The organism is Paraburkholderia phymatum (genome assembly GCF_038900715.1).
GTDB classification, from domain to species: Bacteria; Pseudomonadota; Gammaproteobacteria; order Burkholderiales; family Burkholderiaceae; genus Paraburkholderia; species Paraburkholderia phymatum_A.
In genome coordinates this window covers 225,050-247,435 of sequence record NZ_JAYMRZ010000013.1, presented here as the reverse complement: position 1 = coordinate 247,435, position 22,386 = coordinate 225,050, and the positions used below count along the sequence as shown (strand labels likewise).

Here is a 22,386-nt window from a genome sequence, read left to right as displayed (position 1 = left end):
ATGTTTTTCCGGGCTAAAAAGCCCGTTAAGGAAATGAGGCGTGGGTCAGCGGATTCCATCGAGGCCAGCGGGTTCGACCTGCAACAAGGCCGGATATAAAACCGCAGCCTTCCTGTCCACCAGCACAAACAATCTCTTGGCAAACGGGAGGCGTCCATATAATAAACATGAAGGTTTCGTTCTATCGCTGCATGCTCGCTGCGTTTGCTGCGGCGTCGCTGGCCGCGTCGGGTGCCGCGTTCGCGCAGGTCGACATGGGCAAGAGCACGGTCACGGCGACGTCGAAGCAGATGAACGTGCCCGTCGAAGGCAAGTTCGGCAAGTTCACCGCGCAAGTCTCGTTCGATCCTTCGAAGCCGACGTCGGGCACCGCGCAGGTCACGATCGACACGTCGAGCTACGATCTCGGCGACGAAAGCTACAACGAACAGGTGCGCGGCAAGGAGTGGTTCGATTCGAAGACGTATCCGACGGCGACCTTCGTATCCAGCGCGATCGCGCCCGCGGGCACCAACCAGTTCAAGGTCACGGGCAAGCTGACGATGAAGGGCAAGTCGCAGACAGTCGTCGTGCCCGTCACGATGACGAAGCAGGGCGCCGCGCAGGTCTACGACGGTTCGGTGTCCGTCAAGCGCTCGCAGTTCGATATCGGCACGGGCGAATGGAAGGATACGTCGGTGGTCGCGGACGACGTGACGATCAAGTTCCATATCGTCGCCGCGAGCAAATGATTCATCGCATGCACACAGAAAGGAGAATGAAGTGAAACCGATGCTTTTGATTGCTGCCGGCGCACTGGCGTCGTCGATTGCGGCGGGCGCGTTTGCCGCCGATACCTATCAGCTCGATCCGGCACACACCTATCCGAGCTTCGAAGCGGATCATATGGGCGGCGTGTCCACGTGGCGCGGCAAGTTCACGAAAAGCTCCGGCACGGTGACGCTCGATCGCGGAGCGAAGACGGGCACGGTGGAGGTCTCGGTGGATACATCGTCGATCCAGATCGGCAACACGAAGCTCGAGGAGCATCTGCGTTCGCCCGATTTCTTCGACGTCGCCAAGTATCCGGCGGCGACGTACAAAGGCACGGCGATCAAGTTTGACGGCGATAGGCCCGTCGCCGTGGACGGCCAGTTCACGATGAAGGGCGTTACGAAGCCGCTGAGCCTGAAGATCGAATCGTTCAAATGCATCCAGCATCCCGTGCTGAAGCGCGAAGTGTGCGGCGTGGAAGCGGAGGGCGAGTTCAACCGCGCGGACTATGGGATGGACTTCGGCACCAAATATGGTTTCAGCATGAAGACGGTGCTGCACATCCAGGCGGAAGGCATCAAGCAGTAAGCGTTCTCGCCTGAACCGGCGCGCAAGCCGCTTCGTCCGCATTGGCGACGAAGCGGCTTTTTCATTGGTTTCTTCGTGATGACAGCGAAGGCGGTGAACACCTGGCGCTTTCACGTCTCGTGCGGATTTCTTTTTTGCGGTACATAGTGAGGCAGACGCCGGACCGGTTGTGCGCGCATCGAGTCCCGGCAAACATGACAGACGCGGGCAATTCCGCTGATTGCCACGACAACGACTACCTCGCGCGCACCTGGAGATCTGCAATGAGTTCAACGATAGCCGCGAGCGCGGCGCAAAATCGTCCCGATACGTGGCGCACGGTGGTCGCCGCATCGATCGGCAACGCGCTGGAATGGTTCGATCTCGTCGTCTATGGTTTTTTCGCCGTCGTCATTTCAAAGCTGTTCTTTCCGGCGGGCAACGATACGGTGTCGCTGCTGCTGACGCTCGGCACGTTCGGCGTCTCTTTCTTCATGCGGCCGCTCGGTGCGATCGTGCTCGGCGCGTATGCGGACAAGGCGGGGCGCAAGGCCGCGCTCACGCTGTCGATCGTGCTGATGATGATGGGCACGCTGATCATCGCCGTGCTGCCGACCTGGCAGTCGATCGGAATCGCCGCGCCGCTGATTCTCGTCGTCGCGCGGCTGATGCAGGGCTTCTCGGCGGGCGGCGAGTTCGGCAGCGCCACCGCGTTTCTCGCCGAGCACGTGCCGGGCCGGCGCGGCTATTTCGCGAGCTGGCAGATCGCGAGCCAGGGCTTGACGACGCTGCTCGCCGCGCTGTTCGGCGTCGTGCTGACGGGCGAACTGTCGCCGGAACAGCTGAGCGCGTGGGGCTGGCGCGTGCCGTTCTTCTTTGGGCTGCTGATCGGGCCCGTCGCGTGGTATATCCGCACGAAGCTCGACGAAACGCCCGAATTCCTCGCCGCCGAAACCACGCAGACGCCGATCCGCGATACGTTCGCGAGCCAGAAGACGAGGCTCTTCATCGGCATGGGCATCGTCGTGCTCGGAACGGTGTCGACGTACCTCGTGCTGTTCATGCCGACTTATGCGATCAAGCAACTGGGTCTCGCGCCTTCCGTGGCATTCGCGGCCATTTCGCTCGTGGGCGTGATCCAGCTGGTGTTCTCGCCGATCGTCGGTCATCTGTCCGACCGCTACGGACGCGTGCGGATCATGCTCGTGCCCGCCGTGCTGCTGTTCCTGCTGATCCTGCCGGCGTTCACGTATCTGGTCGCGCATCCGACGTTCGGCACGCTGATGCTGATGCAGATCCTGTTCGGCTTCCTGATGACGGGCTATTTCGGCTCGCTGCCGGGCCTGCTGTCGGAAATCTTCCCGGTGCAGACGCGCACGACGGGCATGTCGCTCGCCTATAACATCGCTGTGACGATCTTCGGCGGCTTCGGGCCGTTCATCATCGCGTGGCTCATTCGCGCGACGGATTCGAAAGTCGCGCCGAGCTTCTATCTGATGTTCGCGGCCGTCGTGAGCGTGATCGCGCTGGTGGCGGCGCGGCGCAAGCTTGGGTTCAGGTGATCGCGTGGCTGCTATGCCGCCGCCGTAAACGACAAAGGCCGGTTCAGTTTCGAACCGGCCTTTTGTTTTATGCCTCAGAACGTCTCAAACGCAACCGATCAAACCTGCGCGCCTGCGTTCGGATCGTTCGGATCGTGGCGTTCCTTCTTTTCCTTCAGCAGGTCTTCACGCTTCACGCCGAACCACATCGCCAGCGCCGCCGCGACGAACACCGACGAGTAGATGCCGAACAGAATGCCGACCGTCAGCGCGAGCGCGAAGTAGTGCAGCGTCGGGCCGCCGAACAGGAACATCGACAGCACCATCATCTGCGTACAGCCGTGCGTGATGATCGTGCGCGACATCGTGCTCGTGATTGCATGGTTGATCACTTCCATCACGCTCATCTTGCGTTCGCGGCGGAAGGTCTCGCGAATCCGGTCGAAGATAACCACCGATTCGTTCACCGAATAGCCGAGCACTGCGAGCACGGCGGCCAGCACCGACAGCGAGAATTCCCACTGGAAGAACGCGAAGAAGCCGAGAATGATCACGACGTCGTGCAGGTTCGCGATCACGCCCGCGATTGCGTACTTCCACTCGAAGCGGAACGACAGATAGATCACGATGCCGGCGACCACGCAAGCGAGCGCGAGCAGGCCGTCGGTCGCGAGCTCCTTGCCGACCTGCGGACCGACGAACTCGACGCGTTGCAGCTTCGCGTTCGCGTCCTGGCCCTTCAGCGCGGACATCACCTGATCGCTTTGCTGCGCCGACGTCAGGCCCTGCTTCAGCGGCAGACGGATCAGCACGTCGCGCGAGGTGCCGAAGTTCTGCACCTGCGCGTCGCCGTAGCCGATCTTCGTCAGCGTGTCGCGCACGGGTTCTAGCGGCACCGCGCCCGGATACTGCACTTCGATGACCGTGCCGCCCGTGAACTCCACGGAAAGATGCAGTCCGCGATGCAGCAGGAAAAACACAGCGGCGATGAACGTCAGCAGCGAGATCGCGTTGAAGATCAACGCGCGCTGCATGAACGGAATGTCTTTACGGATGCGGAAAAATTCCATGTTCTCTTTCTCCGGGACTCAGCGGGATGAACCCGGTTTCTTCGTGCCATCCGGCGCGTTGCGGTTGCGCAGCGTCGGCTTGCCGGTGCGGGCTTGCGCGTTGCCGGCGGGCGCTTTCGCCTTGGCCTTTGCCTTCGGCGCCGTTGTCGCCGCCATCGCGCGTGCCGTGTCGGTGTCCGTGTCGGCGTTGTCGAGATAAGCCGTTGCGCCGTCGGCGGCAGCCGGCTTCCATACCTGGCCGACAGCAAGCGACTTCAGCTTCTTCTTGCCGCCGTACCACAGGTTCACGAGGCCGCGCGAGAAGAACACGGCCGAGAACATCGACGTCAGAATGCCGATACAGTGCACGACGGCAAAGCCGCGCACCGGTCCGGAGCCGAACGCGAGCAGCGCGAGACCGGCGATCAGCGTGGTCACGTTCGAGTCGAGAATCGTCGCCCATGCGTGCGCGTAGCCGTTCTGGATCGCCAGTTGCGGCGGCGCGCCGTTGCGCAGTTCTTCGCGCACGCGCTCGTTGATCAGCACGTTCGCGTCGATCGCCATACCGAGCGCGAGTGCGATAGCGGCGATGCCGGGCAGTGTCAGCGTGGCCTGCAGCATCGACAGGATCGCGATCAGCAGCAGCAGGTTCACCGACAGCCCGATCATCGAGATCAGGCCGAACAGCATGTAGTACGCGATCATGAACGCCGCGATCGCGATGAAGCCGTAGACGACGGAATCGAAGCCCTTCTTGATGTTGTCCGCGCCGAGGCTCGGGCCGATCGTGCGTTCTTCGATGATGTCCATCGGCGCCGCGAGCGAGCCGGCGCGCAGCAGCAGCGCGAGATCGGTTGCCGCTTGCGGCGTCGGCTGGCCCGTGATCTGGAAGCGGTCGCCCAGTTCCGACTGGATCGTCGCAACCGTCAGCACTTCGCCCTTGCCCTTTTCGAACAGCACCATCGCCATCGGCTTGCCGATGTTGTCGCGCGACACGCTGCGCACCGCGCGTCCGCCCGCCGAATCGAGACGGATATTGACGGAAGGACGCTGGTGCTCGTCGAAGCCCGCCGACGCGTCGATGATGCGGTCGCCCGTGAAGATCACGGCCTTGCGCAGCAGCACGGGCGCCTGGTTGCCCTGCGTGAACAGCTCGTCGCCGGCCGGCACGGGGTCGCTCGGGTTCGGATGCAGGCCGTTCGGATCGGCGAGACGCGCTTCGAGCGTCGCCGTGCGGCCGATGATGTCCTTTGCCTTCGCCGTGTCCTGCACGCCCGGCAGCTCGACGACGATGCGGTCGGGGCCTTGCTGCTGGATCACCGGCTCGGCCACGCCGAGTTCGTTGACGCGGTTATGCAGCGTCGTGATGTTCTGCTTGAGCGCCGCGTCCTGCACCGTTTTCTGCACGGCCGGCGTGAACGTGCCCACCACCTGGACGCCGCCGCTCGGGTTCGGCTGCGTGGCCCACTGCAGTTCGTTGACGCCTGCTTGCAGCTGCGTGAGCGCGTTTTCCGCGACGCTCTGGTCCGCGAAATTGACGACGACCGACTGGCCGACGCGGTTCACGCCGCCGTCGCGGATGTTCTTGTCGCGCAGCAGCGTGCGCGCATCCGAGGCGTCCGAATCCAGCTTCTTGTTCAGCGCGCCCGCCATGTCGACCTGCAGCAGGAAGTGCACGCCGCCGCGCAGATCCAGACCCAGATACATCGGCAGCGCGTGCAGCGCAGTCAGCCAGTGCGGCGATGCGCTCTGCAGGTTCAGCGCGACGATGTACTGCGGATCGCTCGGGTCGCTATTGAGCGACTTTTGCAGCAGGTCCTTGACGCGCAGCTGCGTGTCGGTGTCCTTCACGCGCACGCGAATGTTCGCGTTCAACGTGGAGTTGTCGAACGTGACGTCGTCCGGCTTGATCTGGCTCGATGCGAGCGCCGCTTCGACCTGCGACAGCGTGGTCGAATCGAGCTTCACCGTGGCCTTGCCGCTCGACACCTGCACCGCCGGCGCTTCGCCGAAGAAATTGGGCAGCGTGTACACGAGGCCGATGACGAGCGCCACCAGCATCACGACATATTTCCAGAGGGGGTAACGATTCATGGAGTGGTCCAACGGGAGGTTGGCTTGAGTGCGATGCGTCCGGCGATGAGCGCGGCGAGCGGAAGCGCCTGGGCGGGCTTCGACCGGCGCGAGGCCGCGCCGGACGCGAGAGAGCAGGCCTTACAGCGACTTCAGGGTGCCCTTCGGCAGAATGGTCGTGACCGACGCCTTCTGCACGGTGATTTCAGTGCCTTCCGCGATTTCGACGCCAACATACGCTTCGCCGACCTTGGTCACCTTGCCGACGATGCCGCCGTTCGTCACCACTTCGTCGCCTTTCGCCATCGCGGCGAGCATGTTGCGGTGTTCCTTCTGGCGCTTCATTTGCGGGCGAATCATGATGAAGTAGAGCACCGCGAACATCAGAATCAGCGGCAGGAAGCTCATCAGGCTCGATTCGGCGCCACCTGCTGCACTGCCTTGCGCGAAGGCATTGGAAATGAACGACACGTTGGTCTCTCCGTTATAACAATCAAAAAAATCAGCCGGTTATTCTACCACCGGCCATTTACGGGACGGCACCCGGAACAGGTTTTCCTGACGGGCTGTCAAGGGGTTTCGGGTGCTTCGCCGAAAGTAAATTGTAATATCTGCTGCGCTATCTGGGAGGATGCTTTCCGCGCGTTGCCCGACGTGCTTGCGTCGAGCGTCGTTTAACTCTGGTCCGTCCCGCGCGCCCGGTTTTCGTGAAATAGCTTCTTGAACGCGTCGAACATCTGCCCGTCGATGGCATCGCGCATCTCCTGCATCAGTTCGAGGTAGTAGTGCAGGTTGTGGATCGTGTTCAGCTGCGCGCCGAGAATTTCGCCGACGCGATGCAGATGATGCAGATAGCCGCGCGTGAAGTTGCGGCACGTGTAGCAGCCGCATTGCTCGTCGAGCGGGCGCAGCGAGTTCTTGTGCGTCGCGTTGCGGATCTTGATGTCGCCGTAGCGCGTGAAGAGCCAGCCGTTGCGCGCGTTGCGGGTCGGCATCACGCAGTCGAACATGTCGACGCCCGCCGCGACGCCCGCCACGAGGTCTTCCGGCGTGCCGACGCCCATCAGGTAGTGCGGCTTGTCGGCGGGCAGCTTCGGGCCGATGTGATTCAGCACGCGCATCATGTCTTCCTTCGGCTCGCCGACGGACAGCCCGCCGATCGCGAGGCCGTGAAAGCCGATCTCCGACAGCCCCGCGAGCGACTCGTCGCGCAGGTCTTCGAACATGCCGCCCTGGACGATGCCGAAGAGCGCGTTCGGATTGTCGAGCCGGTTGAATTCGTCGATCGAGCGCTTCGCCCAGCGCATCGACATGCGCATCGAATCGGCGGCGTCCTCGTGCGACGTCGGCACGCCGTTGGTCGCGTAGGGCGTGCATTCGTCGAACTGCATCACGATGTCGGAGTTCAGCACCTTCTGGATCTGCATCGACACTTCCGGCGACAGGAACAGCTTGTCGCCGTTGATCGGCGACGCGAAGGTCACGCCGTCTTCGGTGATCTTGCGCAGATCGCCGAGCGAGAAAACCTGGAAGCCGCCGGAGTCGGTAAGGATCGGCCGCTTCCAGCCCATGAAGCCGTGCAGGCCGCCATGCGCCGCGATCGTTTCGAGACCGGGGCGCAGCCAGAGGTGAAACGTGTTGCCGAGGATGATTTGCGCGCGGATTTCCTCGAGCTCGCGCGGCTGGATCGCCTTCACGGTGCCATACGTGCCGACGGGCATGAAGATCGGCGTTTCGATCACGCCGTGATTGAGCGTCAGACGTCCGCGGCGCGCCTGGCCGTCGGTTTTCAGCAGCTCGAACTTCAGGCCGTTGTCGGGGCGAACGTGGTCGCCGAGGTAGGCGCCGTGGTCCGCGCGTGCAGCGTTGTTGTGACCGTCGGTCATCTTCTTGTACTCCTGTGCCACCAGAAAACAGTCTGGCGCAGATGATAAACGCCGCCAGAAGATTTCCGGCGGCGGTGTTGGATTATGCGTTCAGCGCGTCGTCGCTGCGCGTGAGCAGCATCGCGTCGCCGTAGCTGAAAAAGCGGTAGCGCTCCTCGATTGCATGCCGATACGCCGCACGTATCGTCTCGATGCCCGCGAACGCGGACACGAGCATCAGCAGCGTCGACTTCGGCAAATGGAAATTCGTCACCAGCCGGTCGACGACGCGAAACCTGTAGCCCGGCGTGATGAAAATATCCGTGTCGGCGCTCGTCGCGGCAAGCGGACGGCCCGCAGCTTCGGCGTCGCGCGCGGCGGCTTCGAGTGCGCGCATCGACGTCGTGCCCACCGCGATCACGCGATTGCCGCGCGCCTTCGTCGCCGCGATCCTGTCCGCGAGCGACTGCGGCAACCGATACCACTCGCTATGCATCTTGTGCTCGGCGATGTTCTCGACGCGCACCGGCTGGAACGTGCCCGCGCCGACGTGCAGCGTGAGCGTCGCGCGCTCCACGCCTTTTTCGTCGAGCCGCGCGAAGATCGAATCGTCGAAATGCAGCCCGGCCGTCGGCGCGGCGACGGCGCCCGGATTTTGCGCGTACACGGTCTGATAGCGCGTTTCGTCGAATGCGTCGGGGTCATGCTCGATATACGGCGGCAGCGGCAGGCGGCCGTGCTGCTCGATGAGCGTCAGGCAGTCGTCCGGGAAGTGCAGCGTGTAGAACGGCTCGACGCGCTCGCCGACGGTGACGTCGAACGCATCGGCGAGACGCAGCATCGTGCCCGGCGCCGGACTCTTGCTCGCGCGGATCTGCGCGAGCGCGGTACGCTCGCCCGTCAGGCGCTCGACGAGCACTTCGATCTTGCCGCCACTGGCCTTCTGGCCGAGGAAGCGCGCCTTCAGCACTTTGGTATCGTTGAATACGAGCAGGTCGCCGGCATCGACGAGCTCGGGCAGATCGGCGAAATGGCGGTCGGCGAACGTCGCGGGCTTCGTCTGGCCATTCACTTCGAGCAGACGGCTCGCGCTGCGCTCGGGCAACGCAACTTGTGCGATCAGTTCGGGTGGCAGGTCGAAATCGAAATCGGAAAGCGTGAACATGCGGACTGACTTGATGTGCTGATGTGATGCGAAATGAAACCGGATTGCCGTCTCGGACGGGACAAAGCTGGAACGAAGCCGGACCGGCGACGGGATCGACGACGCGATCCATAGCGGGTACGCCAGCGGCCGTCGAGCGGCTATGATTGCGGGACATTGCCGCAGCGGTCATGCATGCGCGCCCGACTGGCGCGCGCTGGCCGCGAAACTTCTGAAGCCGATATTGTACTTGCGAAGCGACTCATGCCTTTGTCCGATACCCGTTCCCCCCTCGACACCGACGACGCCGGCGCCCCGAAGAAGCGCCGCGCCGCGCGGAGCAAGGCGGGCGAGGACGCGGCTCAGGAGCACGCTGTGCCCGACGCTCAAGACGCGAAGAAGCCCGCCGCGAAAAAGCCCACGATCGCGAAAACGGCCGACAAGCTCGCGAAACTCGGCCTCACGCGCGACATCGATCTCGTGCTGCATCTGCCCATGCGCTACGAGGACGAAACGTCGCTGACGCCGATCGGCGAACTCCTGCCCGGCGGCGTCGCGCAGACGGAAGGCGTCGTGTTCGACAACGAAATCGCGTACCGGCCGCGCCGCCAGTTGCTGGTGAAAATGCGCGACGACGCGGGCGACGAGCTGATCCTGCGCTTCCTCAATTTCTACGGCTCGCAGGTCAAGCAGATGTCGGTCGGCGTGCGGCTGCGCGTGCGCGGCGACGTGCGCGGCGGTTTCTTCGGGATGGAGATGGTGCATCCGGCCGTGCGCGTCGTCGATGAAGACACGCCGCTGCCGCAAGCGCTCACGCCCGTCTATCCGAGCACGGCGGGCGTTTCGCAGGCGTATCTGCGCAAGGCGATCGACAACGCTCTGTCGCGCACGTCGTTGCCGGAGCTGTTGCCCGAGCCTGTCGCGCGGCAATATTTGCAGCCGCTCGACGTGCCGCCGCTGATGGACGCCGTGCGCACGCTGCACCATCCGACTTCGCATGCCGACGAAACGGCGCTGATCGACGGCACGCATCCCGCGTGGACGCGCATCAAGTTCGAGGAACTGCTCGCGCAGCAGATGTCGCTCAAGCGCGCGCACGAAGAGCGCCGCACGCGCGCCGCGCCGACGATGCCGCGCCGCTCGCCCGCCGACGACGCATCGCTCGTCGCGCGTCTGTTGAAGGCGCTGCCTTTTGCGCTGACGGGCGCGCAGCAGCGCGTGAGCGCGGAGATCGCGCACGATCTGACGCAGCCGCATCCGATGCAGCGTCTGTTGCAGGGCGACGTCGGCAGCGGCAAGACGATCGTCGCGGCGCTCGCGGCCGCGCAGGCCATCGACGCCGGTTATCAGGCCGCGATGATGGCGCCGACGGAAATCCTCGCCGAACAGCACGCGCGCAAGCTGCGCGGCTGGCTGGAGCCGCTCGGCGTGACGGTCGCGTGGCTCGCGGGCAGCCTCAAGACGAAGGAAAAGCGCAGTGCGCTCGAAGCGGCGGCGCTCGGCACCGCGCAACTCGTGATCGGCACGCACGCGATCATTCAGGACGCGGTCGAATTCGCGCGGCTCGGCCTCGTGATCGTCGACGAGCAGCATCGCTTCGGCGTCGAGCAGCGGCTTGCGCTGCGCGCGAAAGCGCAAAACGCCGCCGACGGCGCACGCGATTTCCAGCCGCATCAACTGATGATGTCCGCGACGCCGATCCCGCGCACGCTCGCGATGACGTACTACGCGGACCTCGACGTCTCGACGATCGACGAGCTGCCGCCCGGCCGCACGCCGATCCTGACCAAGCTGGTATCGGACGGACGCCGCGACGAAGTGATCGGCCGCGTGCGCGAAGCGGCGCTGACGGGACGCCAGGTGTACTGGGTCTGTCCGCTGATCGAGGAAAGCGAGACGCTGCAATTGCAGACGGCCGTCGAAACTTACGAAACGCTCATCGCCGCGCTGCCGGAGCTGAAAGTCGGCCTCGTGCACGGTCGCCTGACGCCCGTCGAGAAAGCGGCCGTGATGGACGCGTTCACTCGCAACGAAGTGCAGTTGCTGGTCGCGACGACGGTGATCGAAGTGGGCGTCGACGTGCCGAACGCGTCTCTGATGGTGATCGAGCACGCAGAGCGCTTCGGGCTCGCGCAACTGCATCAGTTGCGCGGACGGGTGGGCCGCGGCAGCGCGGCGTCGGTGTGCGTGCTGATGTATTCGGGACCGCTGTCGATGACGGCGCGCGCGCGTCTGCAGACGATGCGCGAAACCACCGATGGCTTCGAAATCGCCCGTCGCGACCTGGAAATTCGCGGCCCCGGGGAATTTCTCGGCGCGCGGCAATCGGGCGCCGCGATGCTGCGCTTCGCCGATCTGGAAAACGACGGCTGGCTGATCGAACCGACGCGCGAGGCGGCCGCGACGCTGCTTGCGCAATACCCGAACGTCGTCACGCAGCATCTTTTGCGCTGGCTGAACACGCGCGAGCAGTATCTGAAGGCCTGACGAGGCCTGACAGGGAAGCGCTTGCGCGCCGCGGCACTCTTGAAGGTTGGCGAATTGGCCCCATAGGTGTATAACAGAAACCTATCGAATCTATCGCCCTGATTGGTCCCCAATGACCCTCACAGAACTGAAATATATCGTCGCCGTTGCCCGCGAGCGCCATTTCGGCCGCGCGGCGGAAGCGTGTTTCGTGAGCCAGCCGACGCTGTCGGTCGCGATCAAGAAGCTCGAAGACGAACTGAACGTGCAGATCTTCGAACGCGGCACGAGCGAAGTCAGCGTCACGCCGATTGGCGAGCAGATCGTCACGCAGGCGCAGCGCGTGCTCGAACAGACGCTCGCGATCAAGGAAATCGCGAAGCAGGGCAAGGACCCGCTTGTCGGACCGCTGCGCCTCGGCGTCATCTACACGATTGGACCGTACCTGCTGCCCACGCTCGTCAAGCAGATGATCAAGCGCGTCCCGCAGATGCCGCTGATGCTTCAGGAAAACTACACGCTCAAGCTGATCGAACTGCTCAAGCAGGGCGAGATCGATGTCGCAATCATGGCGCTGCCGTTTCCGGAGACGGGTTTGATGCTGCGTCCGCTGTACGACGAGCCGTTCGTCGTCGCGTTGCCGTCGGGGCATGCGTGGGAGTCGCGCCACAAGATCGATCCGACCGACCTGAAGCAGGAAACGATGCTCTTGCTCGGCAGCGGTCACTGCTTCCGCGATCACGTGCTCGGCGTGTGCCCGGAATTGATGCGCTTTTCGCAGAACGCGGACGGCATCCAGAAGACGTTCGAAGGGTCGTCGCTGGAAACGATCCGGCATATGGTCGCGAGCGGCGTCGGCATTACGGTGCTGCCGCGCATGTCGGTGCATGAAGTGAAGGCGCACGCGGGCGGTGTCGATTCGGGGCTGCTCAGCTACGTGCCGTTCGACGACCCGGTGCCGGATCGCCGCGTCGTGCTCGCATGGCGCAAGAGCTTCACGCGGATGCCCGCCATCGACGCGATCTGCGACGCCGTCGCCGCGTGCGATCTGCCGGGTGTGAAGAAGCTCGATCTGCCCGCCGCCGTCAACTAAAAGCTTTGCCAGGGCATGTGCATCCCGGTCATCGGGATGCACGACCCGCCTGCCGCCGCCTTCTGCATGAGGCGGAGACTATTGAATGCATAAAATTAATCAAATCGTCGCATTCGATAGTTTTTAATAAACTTCTTCCGTGGGTCGCCGAGATCCGTCACAACAAGCGGGAGGAATCATGCAGCCATCTACGTCGTCATCGATCCAGTCTGTTTCCCCATCGCCGCAGCAAGCGGTCCCGGCCGTGAATGCCGCGTCCAGTTTCAGAACTGTCGCGTTTGCATTGCTGGTTGATCGCGCGCTGGCCGCCTGAAACGCTTTTCCTCTTATTCGAATTCCCCAGGACGGCATTCGCCGGAACTACCAAGGAGAACAGATATGTCTGAACGCAATCTCACGACCGCCTCGGGCGCACCCGTCGCCGACAACCAGAACTCGTTGACAGCCGGCCCGCGCGGCCCGGTCGCGTTGCAGGACGTGTGGCTGATCGAAAAGCTCGCGCACTTCGACCGCGAAGTGATTCCCGAGCGCCGCGTTCACGCGAAGGGTTCGGGTGCATTCGGCACGTTGACGGTGACGCACGACATCTCGCGCTACACGAAGGCCAAGGTGTTTGCGGAAGTCGGCAAGGAAACGCCGCTTTTCATGCGCTTTTCGACGGTCGCGGGCGAGCGCGGCGCCGCCGACGCCGAACGCGACGTGCGCGGCTTCTCGATCAAGTTCTACACGGAAGAAGGCAACTGGGACGTGGTCGGCAACAACACGCCCGTGTTCTTTATCCGCGATCCGCTGAAGTTTCCGGACTTCATCCATACGCAAAAGCGCGATCCGTACACGAACATGCGCAGCGCGACAAACGCGTGGGACTTCTTCTCGCGTCATCCGGAGTCGCTGCATCAGGTGACGATCGTGATGAGCGATCGCGGCATTCCGAGGAACTATCGGCAGATGCACGGCTTCGGCTCGCACACGTTCTCGTTCATCAACGCGAACGACGAGCGCTTCTGGGTGAAGTTCCACTTCAAGTCGATGCAGGGCATCGAGAACTACACCGACGAAGAAGCCGCGCAAGTCGTCGCGAGCGACCGCGAGAGTGCTCAGCGCGATCTGATCGGATCGATCGACAGCGGCAACTTCCCGAAGTGGCGCTTCCGGATTCAGGTGATGCCCGAAGCGGACGCGGCGACGTATCGCTACAACCCGTTCGATATCACGAAGGTGTGGCCGTACAAGGACTATCCGCTGATCGACGTCGGCGTGATCGAGCTGAACCGCAACGCGCAGAACTACTTCGCGGACGTCGAGCAGGCCGCGTTCACGCCGGCCAACGTGGTGCCGGGCATTGGCTTCTCGCCGGACCGCCTGTTGCAGGGTCGACTGTTTTCGTACGGCGACACGCAGCGCTATCGCCTTGGCGTGAATCACCATCTGATTCCCGTGAACGCGTCGCGTGCGCCGAATGTGCGCTCATTCCATCGCGACGGCGGCATGCGCACGGACGGCAACCTCGGCGGCAACGTGAACTACGAGCCGAACCGTTTCGGCGACTTCGCGCAGGACCGCAACGCGATCGAGCCGCCGCTCGCGGCGGGCAACGTCGATCGCTACAACCATCGCGAGGACGAGGATTACTACAGCCAGCCGGCGGCTCTTTTCCGAATCTTCGATGCGGGCCAGCGCGAGCGTCTCTTCGCCAACATCGCGCGGGCGATCGACGGCGTGCCGGCGGATATCGTCGCGCGCCAGGTCGAGCACTTCCGCAAGATCGATCCGGCGTATGCGGACGGCGTGGTGGCGGCTATCGAGGCGCTCGCCAGGGCGAAGTGAGGTGGAGCGGGCGAGTGGTGATTGAGGCGCCCGCATTGAGGCAACGATGTTGCTTGGGACCGGAGTAAGGCATGGGATGGGAGTAAGCACTAAAGCGCCAACTCCCGTCGACACGCCGGCTCTGGTCGACAGCTTTGCGTGGGACCCGAGTAAGCGCTGAAGCGCTAGCTCGGGATCGACAGCTTTGCATGAGACCAGAGTAAGTGCTCTGCATGGGGCTGGAATAAGTGCTAATGCGCCAACTCCAGCCGACGGCTAAAGCGCCAACTCTGGTCGACAGGAGAAAGATCATGGTTCAGATGGTGATGAACGCAGTCGGTCACAGCGCCGGCAACGTCGCGCAACAAGTGCGCAGCCCCATGCTTGTTCAGAAGCTCGCGGGGCTCGCGATCGTCAGCAGCGGGTACGCAGTGATCGTCGCGAATCTGCTGCACGCAATCAGCCGATGACGAACCGCGCGCATGGCCGTGTGCTGTCCGAACAGCCGCATCGGCGAGGTATTGCGTCGCGCGAACGCATGCCATTTCTAAGATAAACTGGCGGACGTTCGAGCGTTGACGGACTGCACACACGCAACTCCGGGCATGCAGACAGGTTCGTATCACTCTTAGAAGGAGTCATCATGGCCAAGAAAGAAGCCGTACCGCACGTCAACATTGGTATCAGCGACAAGGATCGCAAGAAGATCGCAGAAGGTCTGTCGCGCCTTCTCGCCGATACGTACACGCTTTATCTGAAGACCCACAATTTTCACTGGAACGTGACGGGTCCGATGTTCAACACGCTGCATCTGATGTTCGAGACGCAGTACACGGAACTGGCCACAGCCGTCGATCTGATCGCCGAGCGCATTCGCGCGCTGGGCGTCGCGGCACCGGGCAGCTACAAGGAATTCGGGAAGCTGTCGTCGATCGCCGAAGCGGACGGCGTGCCCGCCGCTGAAGACATGATCCGCCAGCTGGTGGAAGGGCAGGAAGCCGTCGTGCGCACCGCGCGCGCGATCTTCCCGGTGACGGACGCCGCCCACGACGAGCCGACGGCCGACCTGCTGACGCAGCGCATGCAGACGCACGAAAAGAACGCGTGGATGCTGCGTTCGATGCTGGCGTAATCCGCTTTGGCGGGCCATCTGGCGCGGTTCGACGCGCCGGTGGCCTGTGCAGGTGAACGTGAAGCCCGATGGGTGCTAGCCCGTCGGGCTTTTTTGTCGCCTTTCCCTGTGTGCGCGTCTGGTCGGGGCGGTCGCTCGCGCTGCTCTAGAATACGGGGATCCGTATTTCTGCGCACCGCCATGTTCGCCCGACTCCCGCTTTTTCTGCGCCTCGTCCGCATGGACAAGCCGATCGGCAGCCTGCTGCTGCTGTGGCCGACGCTCAACGCCCTGTGGATTGCATCCGACGGCCATCCGTCGTTGTCGCTGCTGGTGATCTTCACGATTGGCACGGTGCTGATGCGCTCTGCCGGCTGCGCGATCAACGACTACGCGGACCGCGATTTCGACCGCTACGTGAAGCGCACCGAAAACCGGCCGATAACGTCGGGCAGGATCAAGGCGTGGGAAGCAGTGGCGCTGGCGGTCGGGCTGTCGCTGATCGCGTTTCTGCTGATCCTGCCGCTCAATACGCTGACGAAGGAGTTGTCGGTGGCGGCGCTGTTCGTCGCGGGCACGTATCCGTTCACGAAGCGCTTCTTCGCCATTCCGCAAGCGTATCTGGGCATTGCGTTCGGCTTCGGCATTCCGATGGCGTTCGCCGCGATACAGAATCAGGTGCCGCTGCTCGCGTGGGTGATGCTGCTCGCGAACGTGTTCTGGTCCGTCGCGTACGACACCGAATACGCGATGGTCGATCGCGACGACGACATCAAGATCGGCATTCGCACGTCCGCGCTGACGTTCGGCCGCTTCGACGTGCTCGCGATCATGATCTGCTACGCGGTCACGCTCGGCATCTATGTCGGCATCGGCGTCGTGCTGGGGTTCGGCGTGCTGTACTGGATCGGTCTTGCCGCCGCTGCCGGCTGCGCCGTGTACCACTACACGCTGATCAAGGACCGCGAGCGCATGCCGTGCTTCGCGGCGTTCCGCCATAACAACTGGCTAGGCGGCGCGTTGTTTGCCGGCATTGCCGCGCATTACGCGGCGCAGGCGTTCTGAACGCCTTTTGATAAGCGCTGCGGCGCCGATCGCGTCGTCGGTATCGTGCCGCAGCGTCCGCCCGTGTCAAACGGCAAGCGCCTTCACTGCTTGCCGAATTCCTCTCCCATTTCACGGGCCCGCGCATCGGCGGCCAGCGCGCCGCGCACGATCGCGTCCTTCACGCCTTGAGCTTCGAACGACGCCAGCGCGGCCGCCGTCGTGCCGCCCTTCGACGTCACGCGCTCGCGCAGCACGCTTGCCGGTTCGCCCGATTGCGCGGCGAGTTGTGCGGCACCCGTGAATGTCGCGACGGCGAGCGCGCGGCCCTGTTCCTCGTCCATGCCCAACTGGCGCGCCGCTTCCTGCATGGCCTCGATGAAGTAGAAGACGTAGGCGGGGCCGCTGCCCGAGATGGCCGTCACGGCATCGATCTTCGCTTCGTCGTCGAACCATACCGTCTGTCCGACCGCGCCGAGAATCTGCGACGCCAGCGCGCGTCCCGCCTCGTCGACGCCGCCTAGCGCGACCAGCCCCGTCACGCCCATGCCGATCAGCGCGGGCGTGTTTGGCATCGTGCGCACGAGGCGCGCGTGACCGCCGAGCCAACGCGAGAGGTCTGCGCCGCGAATGCCCGCGACGATGCTGATGACGACCTGCGACGGCGACAGATGCGGCGCGAGCGCGGCCGCGACGTCCTTGACGATCTGCGGCTTCACGGCGAGCACGACGGCATCGAACGATTTCAGCGACGCATCCGCCGTCGCGCTCGTGCCGACGCCGAACTGCTGTTCGTTGCGCTTGCGCGCGTCTTCGTTGGGATCGATGGCTCGAATGTCCGTCGGCGCAACGCCGCGCTTGATCAGACCGCCGATGAGTGCGGCGGCCATATTGCCGCCGCCGATGAAGGCAATTTTCATGATGTACGGGAGTTAGTGAGAGTAATCACGGGCGCCGAAGATCGCCGTGCCGATACGCACGATCGTCGCGCCTTCGAGCACGGCCGCTTCGAGATCGCCCGACATGCCCATCGACAGCGTGTCGAGTTCGAGACCCTCCGCGCGCAGCGTCTCGAACAGCTCGCGCAACGCGCGATGCGGCGCGCGCTGCTGTTCGACGTCGCCTGCCGGTTCGGGAATCGCCATCAGGCCGCGCAGCCGTAACTTCGGCAGCGACGCGACTTCGCGCGCGACATGCAACGCTTCTTCAGGTGTCACGCCGCTCTTCGATGCTTCGCCGCTGATGTTCACCTGAAGGCACACGTTGAGCGGCGGCAAGACGTCGGGCCGCTGTTCGGACAGCCGCTGCGCGATCTTCAGGCGATCGACGGAATGCACCCAGTCGAAATGTTCGGCAACGGGGCGCGTCTTGTTCGACTGCAGCGGTCCGATGAAATGCCATTCGATCGAAGCGCGCAGATCGGGCAGCGCTTCGATTTTCGTCAGGCTTTCCTGCACGTAGTTTTCGCCGAACGCGCGCTGGCCCGCTGCATGGGCGGCGCGAACGTCTTCGGCGGGAAACGTCTTCGAGACGGCGAGCAGCGCAATCGAGCGCGGATCACGGCCCGCGACCTGCGCGGCGAGAGCGATGCGCTGATGCACTGCGTCGAGATTGTGAGCGAGATCTGGCATGAATCGTTGATTACCGATGCGAGGGGCGACGATTCGAATTATACGGATGCCTCCCGCGCGTCACGACCTGGCCGAATGGCCAGGTTGCGCGTGCATCGCCTGCGAGCGATGCTGTGGATCACGACGCAAGCACAGCACGCAGGCTCAGGCCGCGAGCATGTGCTCGACCAGTTCGATCCAATGTACGACAGGCGTGGAGGTTCCGCTTTGCAGATGCGCGATGCAGCCCACATTAGCCGAGACGATGATCTGCGGCTCCTGCGACTTCAGCTTTTCGAGCTTCTGGTTGCGCAGCGCGTACGACAGCGCCGGTTGCGTGAGCGAATAGGTGCCGGCCGAACCGCAGCACAGGTGGCTGTCGGCGGGCAGCCTGACGTCGATGCCGAGCGCCGTCAGCAACTGTTCGACCTTGCCGCGAATCTGCTGGCCATGCTGGAGCGTGCAAGGCGGGTGAAACGCGACGGTGTGGATCGCGCGGCGGCGCGTGAGCGGCGTCAGCGCTTCTTCGAAGTCGGGCAGGATTTCGCTGATGTCGCGCGTCAGTTCGACGATGCGCTTCGCTTTCTCCGCGTAAGCGGAATCGTTGCGCATCAGGTGCGCGTATTCCTTGACGGTCGCGCCGCAGCCGGATGCGTTCATCACGATCGCCTCGACGCCCTGTCCGACATGCGGCCACCACGCGTCGATGTTCTGCCGCACGTCGTCCAGCGCTTCGTCGTTGTAGCCGAGGTGCAGCCGGATCGCGCCGCAGCAGCCCGCTTCCGGCGCGATGACCGTCTGGATGCCGAGCGCGTCCAGCACGCGTGCCGTCGCGATGTTGACGTTCGGCATCATCGACGGTTGCACGCAGCCCGCGAGCATCAGCATCTTGCGCGGATGCGTGGCCGTCGGCCACTCGAGCTGACGTTGCCGTTGCGGAACCTTGTCGCGCAGCTTCTTCGGCAGCAGCGGACGGAAGTGCTGGCCGATACGCATCGCAGGCGTGAAGAGCGTGCTGTTCGGCACGAAGCTCGCGAGCACGCGGCGCATCAGCCGCTGGCCGAAAGGCCGTGGCACTTTTTCTTCGGTGAGCTTGCGGCCAATCTCGACGAGCCTGCCGTACTGCACGCCGGACGGGCAGGTGGATTCGCAATTGCGGCACGTGAGGCAGCGGTCCAGATGCAGTTGCGTGCTGCGAGTGACGGGCGCGCCTTCCACCATCTGCTTGATCAGATAGATGCGGCCGCGCGGCCCGTCGAGTTCGTCGCCCAGCAGTTGATACGTCGGGCAGGTGGCGGTGCAAAAGCCGCAATGCACGCATTTGCGCAGGATGGCGTCGGCTTCGTCGCCGTCGGGCGTGTTGCGAATGAAGTCGGCGAGATTGGTTTGCATCGCGCGCTCAGAAGTCGGGGTACAGCCGGCCGCGATTGAAGATGCGGGCCGGGTCGAATGCAGCCTTCAGGCCGCGATGAATCTTCATCAGCGGCGCGGGCAGCGGCGTAAAGACGCCCGCGCCGCGATCGTAGCCGTGGCCCGTGCGAAAGATCGTCGCGTGGCCGCCTGCCTGTTTCGCGCTGATGCGCACGGTTTGCGCGTCGGCGTCGGTGATCCACCAGCGTTGCGCGCCGCCCCATTCCATCAACTGCGCGCCGGGCAGTTGCAGCGGCTCGGTGATGGTCGGCAGCGCGAGGCGCCAGAGCGCGGACTTCGGCGCGATGGCCGCGAAAAACGGATCGGTCTGTTCGCGCAGGCCGGCCCAGAAGCGTTCGGCTTCAACAGCGTCGACGACTTCGCCGCCCAGCGACGTGCGCGCCGACTTGACGGCCGCTTCCGCGCCGCCCAGCCGCACGGCCAGCGTGCCGTTGCGCCACGCGCTGCCTGTGATCGGCAGCGGGCGGCCGCCCCATTCGTTGAGCTTGCGCACGGCATCGGTGCCGTTCATGTCGAACTTGAGCGTTGCTTCGGCCTTCGGACGTGGCAGCACTTTGACCGACAACTGGAGAATCAGCCCAAGCGTTCCGAGCGATCCGGCCATCAGACGGGAAACGTCGTAACCGGCGACGTTCTTCACCACTTGTCCGCCGAACGAAAGCACTTGCCCCTGGCCGTTCATGACGACGGTGCCGAGCACGAAGTCGCGTGGCGCGCCTGCCGAATGGCGGCGCGGACCGGCGATGCCCGCCGCGATGCAGCCGCCGAGCGTCGCCTGCGGGCCGAAGTGGGGCGGCTCGAAGGCGAGCATCTGGTCATGCTCGGCGAGCGCCGCTTCGATTTCGAGGAGCGGCGTGCCTGCGCGCGCGGTGATGACCAGCTCGGCCGGGTCGTACGCAATGATGCCGCGAAGCGCGCGCGTGTCGAGGATCTCACCCTGCAATGACTGGCCGTACCAGTCCTTCGTGCCACCGCCTCGGATGCGGAGCGGCTGTTCGGCGGCCGTGGCCGCACGAACCCGTTCCGACCACGCGGCGACGATGTCGTCCTCTTTCATGATGCGTTGTTTCGTTGTAGTGCTTTCGATTGTACCGAGGCAAGCCGTGCTGGCAACCCGGTTCCGACCCGTATCACGAACCCGAGGGCGCCGGTTATGCCTTATGGGCGTTCAAGCGCAACGCGTACGCACAGCCTGCCGCGAGCCGAAACATCCGACAGGCTCAGCATCAGCCGGACCAGGCCGCAATGCCGACGGCGCACGGAGTGAACCAGGCAACCGCCGGCCAGGCGATCAAAAACGCGGCAGTTCGGGATGAGGCAGCAGTCCGCCGCGCACATGCAGCTTGCCGTACTCGGCGCAACGCGCGCGCGTCGGGATGCCCTTGTCGGGGTTGAGAAGCGCCGCGGGATCGAAGGCGCGCTTGACGGCATGGAACGCGTCGCGCTCTTCGGGCGAAAACTGCACGCACATCGAGTTGATCTTCTCGATGCCGACACCGTGTTCGCCCGTCACCGTGCCACCCAGTTCGACACAGGTCTCGAGGATGTCGCAACCGAAGGCTTCCGCGCGGTGCCACTCGTCGAGGTCGTTGCCATTGAACAGGATCAGCGGATGCATGTTGCCGTCGCCCGCGTGGAACACGTTGATGCAACGCAAGTTGTACTTCTTTTCCATTTCCTCGATACGCGCGAGCAGCGGTCCGATGCTGCGACGCGGCACCGTGCCGTCCATGCAGTAGTAATCGGGCGAGATCCGGCCGGCGGCCGGGAACGCGTTCTTGCGGCCCGACCAGAAGCGCAGCCGTTCGGCTTCCGTGCGCGAAATCTGGATGCGCGTCGCGCCGTGTTCGCGCAGCACGGCCGTCATGCGCACGATTTCTTCGCTGACTTCCTCGGGCGTGCCGTCCGACTCGCAGAGCAAAATCGCGGCCGCATCGAGATCGTAGCCGGCGTTGACGAACTCCTCGACGGCGCGGGTGGCCGGCTTGTCCATCATTTCGAGGCCTGCGGGGATGATGCCCGCGGCAATGATGCCCGCGACGGCATCGCCGCCTTTCACGACATCGTCGAAGCTCGCCATGATGACCTGCGCGGCCTGCGGCTTCGGTATCAGCTTGACGGTGACTTCCGTGACGATCGCGAACATGCCTTCGCTGCCGATCATGACGGCCAGCAGGTCCAGGCCAGGCGCATCCGGGCTCAGCGAGCCGAACTCGACGATTTCGCCGTCCATCGTGACGGCACGCACGCGCATGACGTTATGCACCGTGAGGCCGTACTTGAGGCAGTGCACGCCGCCGGAATTTTCCGCGACGTTGCCGCCGATCGTGCAGGCAATCTGCGATGACGGATCGGGCGCGTAGTAAAGGCCGTAAGGCGCGGCGGCTTCCGATATCGACAGATTGCGCACGCCGGGTTGCACGGTTGCCGTGCGCGCATACGGATCGACTTCGATGATCTTGCGAAAACGCGCGAGCGAGACGACGACTCCGTTCCGGATAGGCATCGCGCCGCCCGACAGACTCGTGCCCGCGCCGCGCGGCACAATGGGCACATTGAGCCGATGACAGATCTGCGCGATGCGCTGCACCTGCGACTCGGTTTCCGGCAGCGCGACGGCAAGCGGCAAGCGCCGGTACGCGGCAAGACCGTCGCATTCGTATGCGACCGTGTCTTCTTCGCGAAAGAGCAGGCAATGGGTGGGCAGTACGGCCATCAACGCCTGCACGACCTCGCGCTGACGTTGCGCAAGCATCTCGGGCGACAGCTCGGGGGACAGCTCGCCGGGTGCGTTCATGGAATGTCTCCTCGTTGACGGCCGCGCGCCTCTTTG

At 64.0% G+C, this 22,386-nt stretch carries 19 protein-coding genes; 9 read left to right on the top strand and 10 right to left on the bottom strand.

What is annotated here, in order from left to right:
* Window positions 1-167: 167 nt before the first annotated feature.
* The 3 genes from VSR68_RS23935 (at window position 168) to VSR68_RS23925 (ending at window position 2,882) form a co-directional block, all read left to right on the top strand.
* A complete protein-coding gene (locus tag VSR68_RS23935) occupies window positions 168-731 on the top strand; it encodes a YceI family protein (protein ID WP_342942200.1) in 564 nt (187 codons plus the stop codon).
* A 40-nt stretch (window positions 732-771) separates the two neighbouring features.
* Window positions 772-1,341: a YceI family protein gene (locus VSR68_RS23930; protein WP_342942213.1), complete on the top strand. Its 570-nt coding sequence runs from the start codon at window positions 772-774 to the stop codon at window positions 1,339-1,341.
* Window positions 1,342-1,604: 263 nt separating this feature from the next.
* Complete coding sequence (locus VSR68_RS23925) at window positions 1,605-2,882, top strand: MFS transporter (protein WP_342942199.1); 1,278 nt, start codon at window positions 1,605-1,607, stop codon at window positions 2,880-2,882.
* A 98-nt stretch (window positions 2,883-2,980) separates the two neighbouring features.
* Here the strand turns inward: VSR68_RS23925 and secF are convergent, their stop codons facing one another.
* From secF to queA, 5 genes are all read right to left on the bottom strand, one after another.
* Window positions 2,981-3,931 (bottom strand): protein translocase subunit SecF, encoded by a 951-nt coding sequence (gene secF / locus VSR68_RS23920; protein WP_087732575.1) that lies wholly within the window; start codon window positions 3,929-3,931, stop codon window positions 2,981-2,983.
* Window positions 3,932-3,949: 18 nt separating this feature from the next.
* Window positions 3,950-6,004 (bottom strand): protein translocase subunit SecD, encoded by a 2,055-nt coding sequence (gene secD, locus VSR68_RS23915; RefSeq protein WP_342942198.1) that lies wholly within the window; start codon window positions 6,002-6,004, stop codon window positions 3,950-3,952.
* A 120-nt stretch (window positions 6,005-6,124) separates the two neighbouring features.
* Window positions 6,125-6,454, bottom strand: coding sequence for a preprotein translocase subunit YajC (gene yajC, locus VSR68_RS23910; protein WP_012401902.1), 330 nt, complete (start codon window positions 6,452-6,454; stop codon window positions 6,125-6,127).
* Window positions 6,455-6,657: 203 nt separating this feature from the next.
* Window positions 6,658-7,869: a tRNA guanosine(34) transglycosylase Tgt gene (tgt, locus tag VSR68_RS23905; RefSeq protein WP_342942197.1), complete on the bottom strand. Its 1,212-nt coding sequence runs from the start codon at window positions 7,867-7,869 to the stop codon at window positions 6,658-6,660.
* An 82-nt stretch (window positions 7,870-7,951) separates the two neighbouring features.
* Window positions 7,952-9,013, bottom strand: a complete 1,062-nt coding sequence (gene queA, locus VSR68_RS23900) for a tRNA preQ1(34) S-adenosylmethionine ribosyltransferase-isomerase QueA (protein WP_342942196.1) — start codon at window positions 9,011-9,013, stop codon at window positions 7,952-7,954.
* 243 nt (window positions 9,014-9,256) lie between these two features.
* Between queA and recG the strand changes: the two genes are divergently transcribed.
* The 6 genes from recG (at window position 9,257) to ubiA (ending at window position 16,533) form a co-directional block, all read left to right on the top strand.
* On the top strand, window positions 9,257-11,479 hold the full coding sequence (gene recG / locus VSR68_RS23895) for an ATP-dependent DNA helicase RecG (protein ID WP_342942195.1): 2,223 nt from the start codon (window positions 9,257-9,259) through the stop codon (window positions 11,477-11,479).
* 112 nt (window positions 11,480-11,591) lie between these two features.
* Window positions 11,592-12,551, top strand: coding sequence for a LysR substrate-binding domain-containing protein (locus VSR68_RS23890; protein WP_087732579.1), 960 nt, complete (start codon window positions 11,592-11,594; stop codon window positions 12,549-12,551).
* A gap of 378 nt (window positions 12,552-12,929) precedes the next feature.
* Window positions 12,930-14,378: a catalase gene (locus VSR68_RS23885; RefSeq protein ID WP_342942194.1), complete on the top strand. Its 1,449-nt coding sequence runs from the start codon at window positions 12,930-12,932 to the stop codon at window positions 14,376-14,378.
* 290 nt (window positions 14,379-14,668) lie between these two features.
* Window positions 14,669-14,827: a hypothetical protein gene (locus VSR68_RS23880; protein WP_342942193.1), complete on the top strand. Its 159-nt coding sequence runs from the start codon at window positions 14,669-14,671 to the stop codon at window positions 14,825-14,827.
* A 173-nt stretch (window positions 14,828-15,000) separates the two neighbouring features.
* Entirely contained in the window at window positions 15,001-15,489 is a 489-nt protein-coding gene (locus tag VSR68_RS23875) for a Dps family protein (protein ID WP_342942192.1), read from the top strand.
* Between the two features lie 180 nt (window positions 15,490-15,669).
* Window positions 15,670-16,533 carry a 4-hydroxybenzoate octaprenyltransferase gene (ubiA, locus tag VSR68_RS23870; RefSeq protein ID WP_342942191.1) on the top strand — a complete coding sequence of 288 codons (864 nt, stop codon included), beginning with the start codon at window positions 15,670-15,672 and terminating at the stop codon, window positions 16,531-16,533.
* A gap of 83 nt (window positions 16,534-16,616) precedes the next feature.
* Here ubiA and proC read toward each other — a convergent pair whose 3' ends face one another.
* The 5 genes from proC to VSR68_RS23845 all read right to left on the bottom strand — a co-directional run bounded on the left by proC (window position 16,617) and on the right by VSR68_RS23845 (window position 22,350).
* The gene (proC, locus tag VSR68_RS23865; RefSeq protein ID WP_342942190.1) at window positions 16,617-17,432 is read right to left on the bottom strand and encodes a pyrroline-5-carboxylate reductase; all 816 of its coding nucleotides are present in this window, start codon (window positions 17,430-17,432) and stop codon (window positions 16,617-16,619) included.
* A gap of 12 nt (window positions 17,433-17,444) precedes the next feature.
* A complete protein-coding gene (locus VSR68_RS23860; RefSeq protein ID WP_342942189.1) occupies window positions 17,445-18,143 on the bottom strand; it encodes a YggS family pyridoxal phosphate-dependent enzyme in 699 nt (232 codons plus the stop codon).
* Between the two features lie 144 nt (window positions 18,144-18,287).
* A complete protein-coding gene (gene glcF, locus VSR68_RS23855; protein WP_342942188.1) occupies window positions 18,288-19,514 on the bottom strand; it encodes a glycolate oxidase subunit GlcF in 1,227 nt (408 codons plus the stop codon).
* Window positions 19,515-19,521: 7 nt separating this feature from the next.
* Window positions 19,522-20,610 carry a glycolate oxidase subunit GlcE gene (gene glcE / locus VSR68_RS23850; RefSeq protein ID WP_342942187.1) on the bottom strand — a complete coding sequence of 363 codons (1,089 nt, stop codon included), beginning with the start codon at window positions 20,608-20,610 and terminating at the stop codon, window positions 19,522-19,524.
* A gap of 234 nt (window positions 20,611-20,844) precedes the next feature.
* The gene (locus VSR68_RS23845; RefSeq protein WP_342942186.1) at window positions 20,845-22,350 is read right to left on the bottom strand and encodes an FAD-linked oxidase C-terminal domain-containing protein; all 1,506 of its coding nucleotides are present in this window, start codon (window positions 22,348-22,350) and stop codon (window positions 20,845-20,847) included.
* Between the last annotated feature and the right edge of the window lie 36 nt (window positions 22,351-22,386).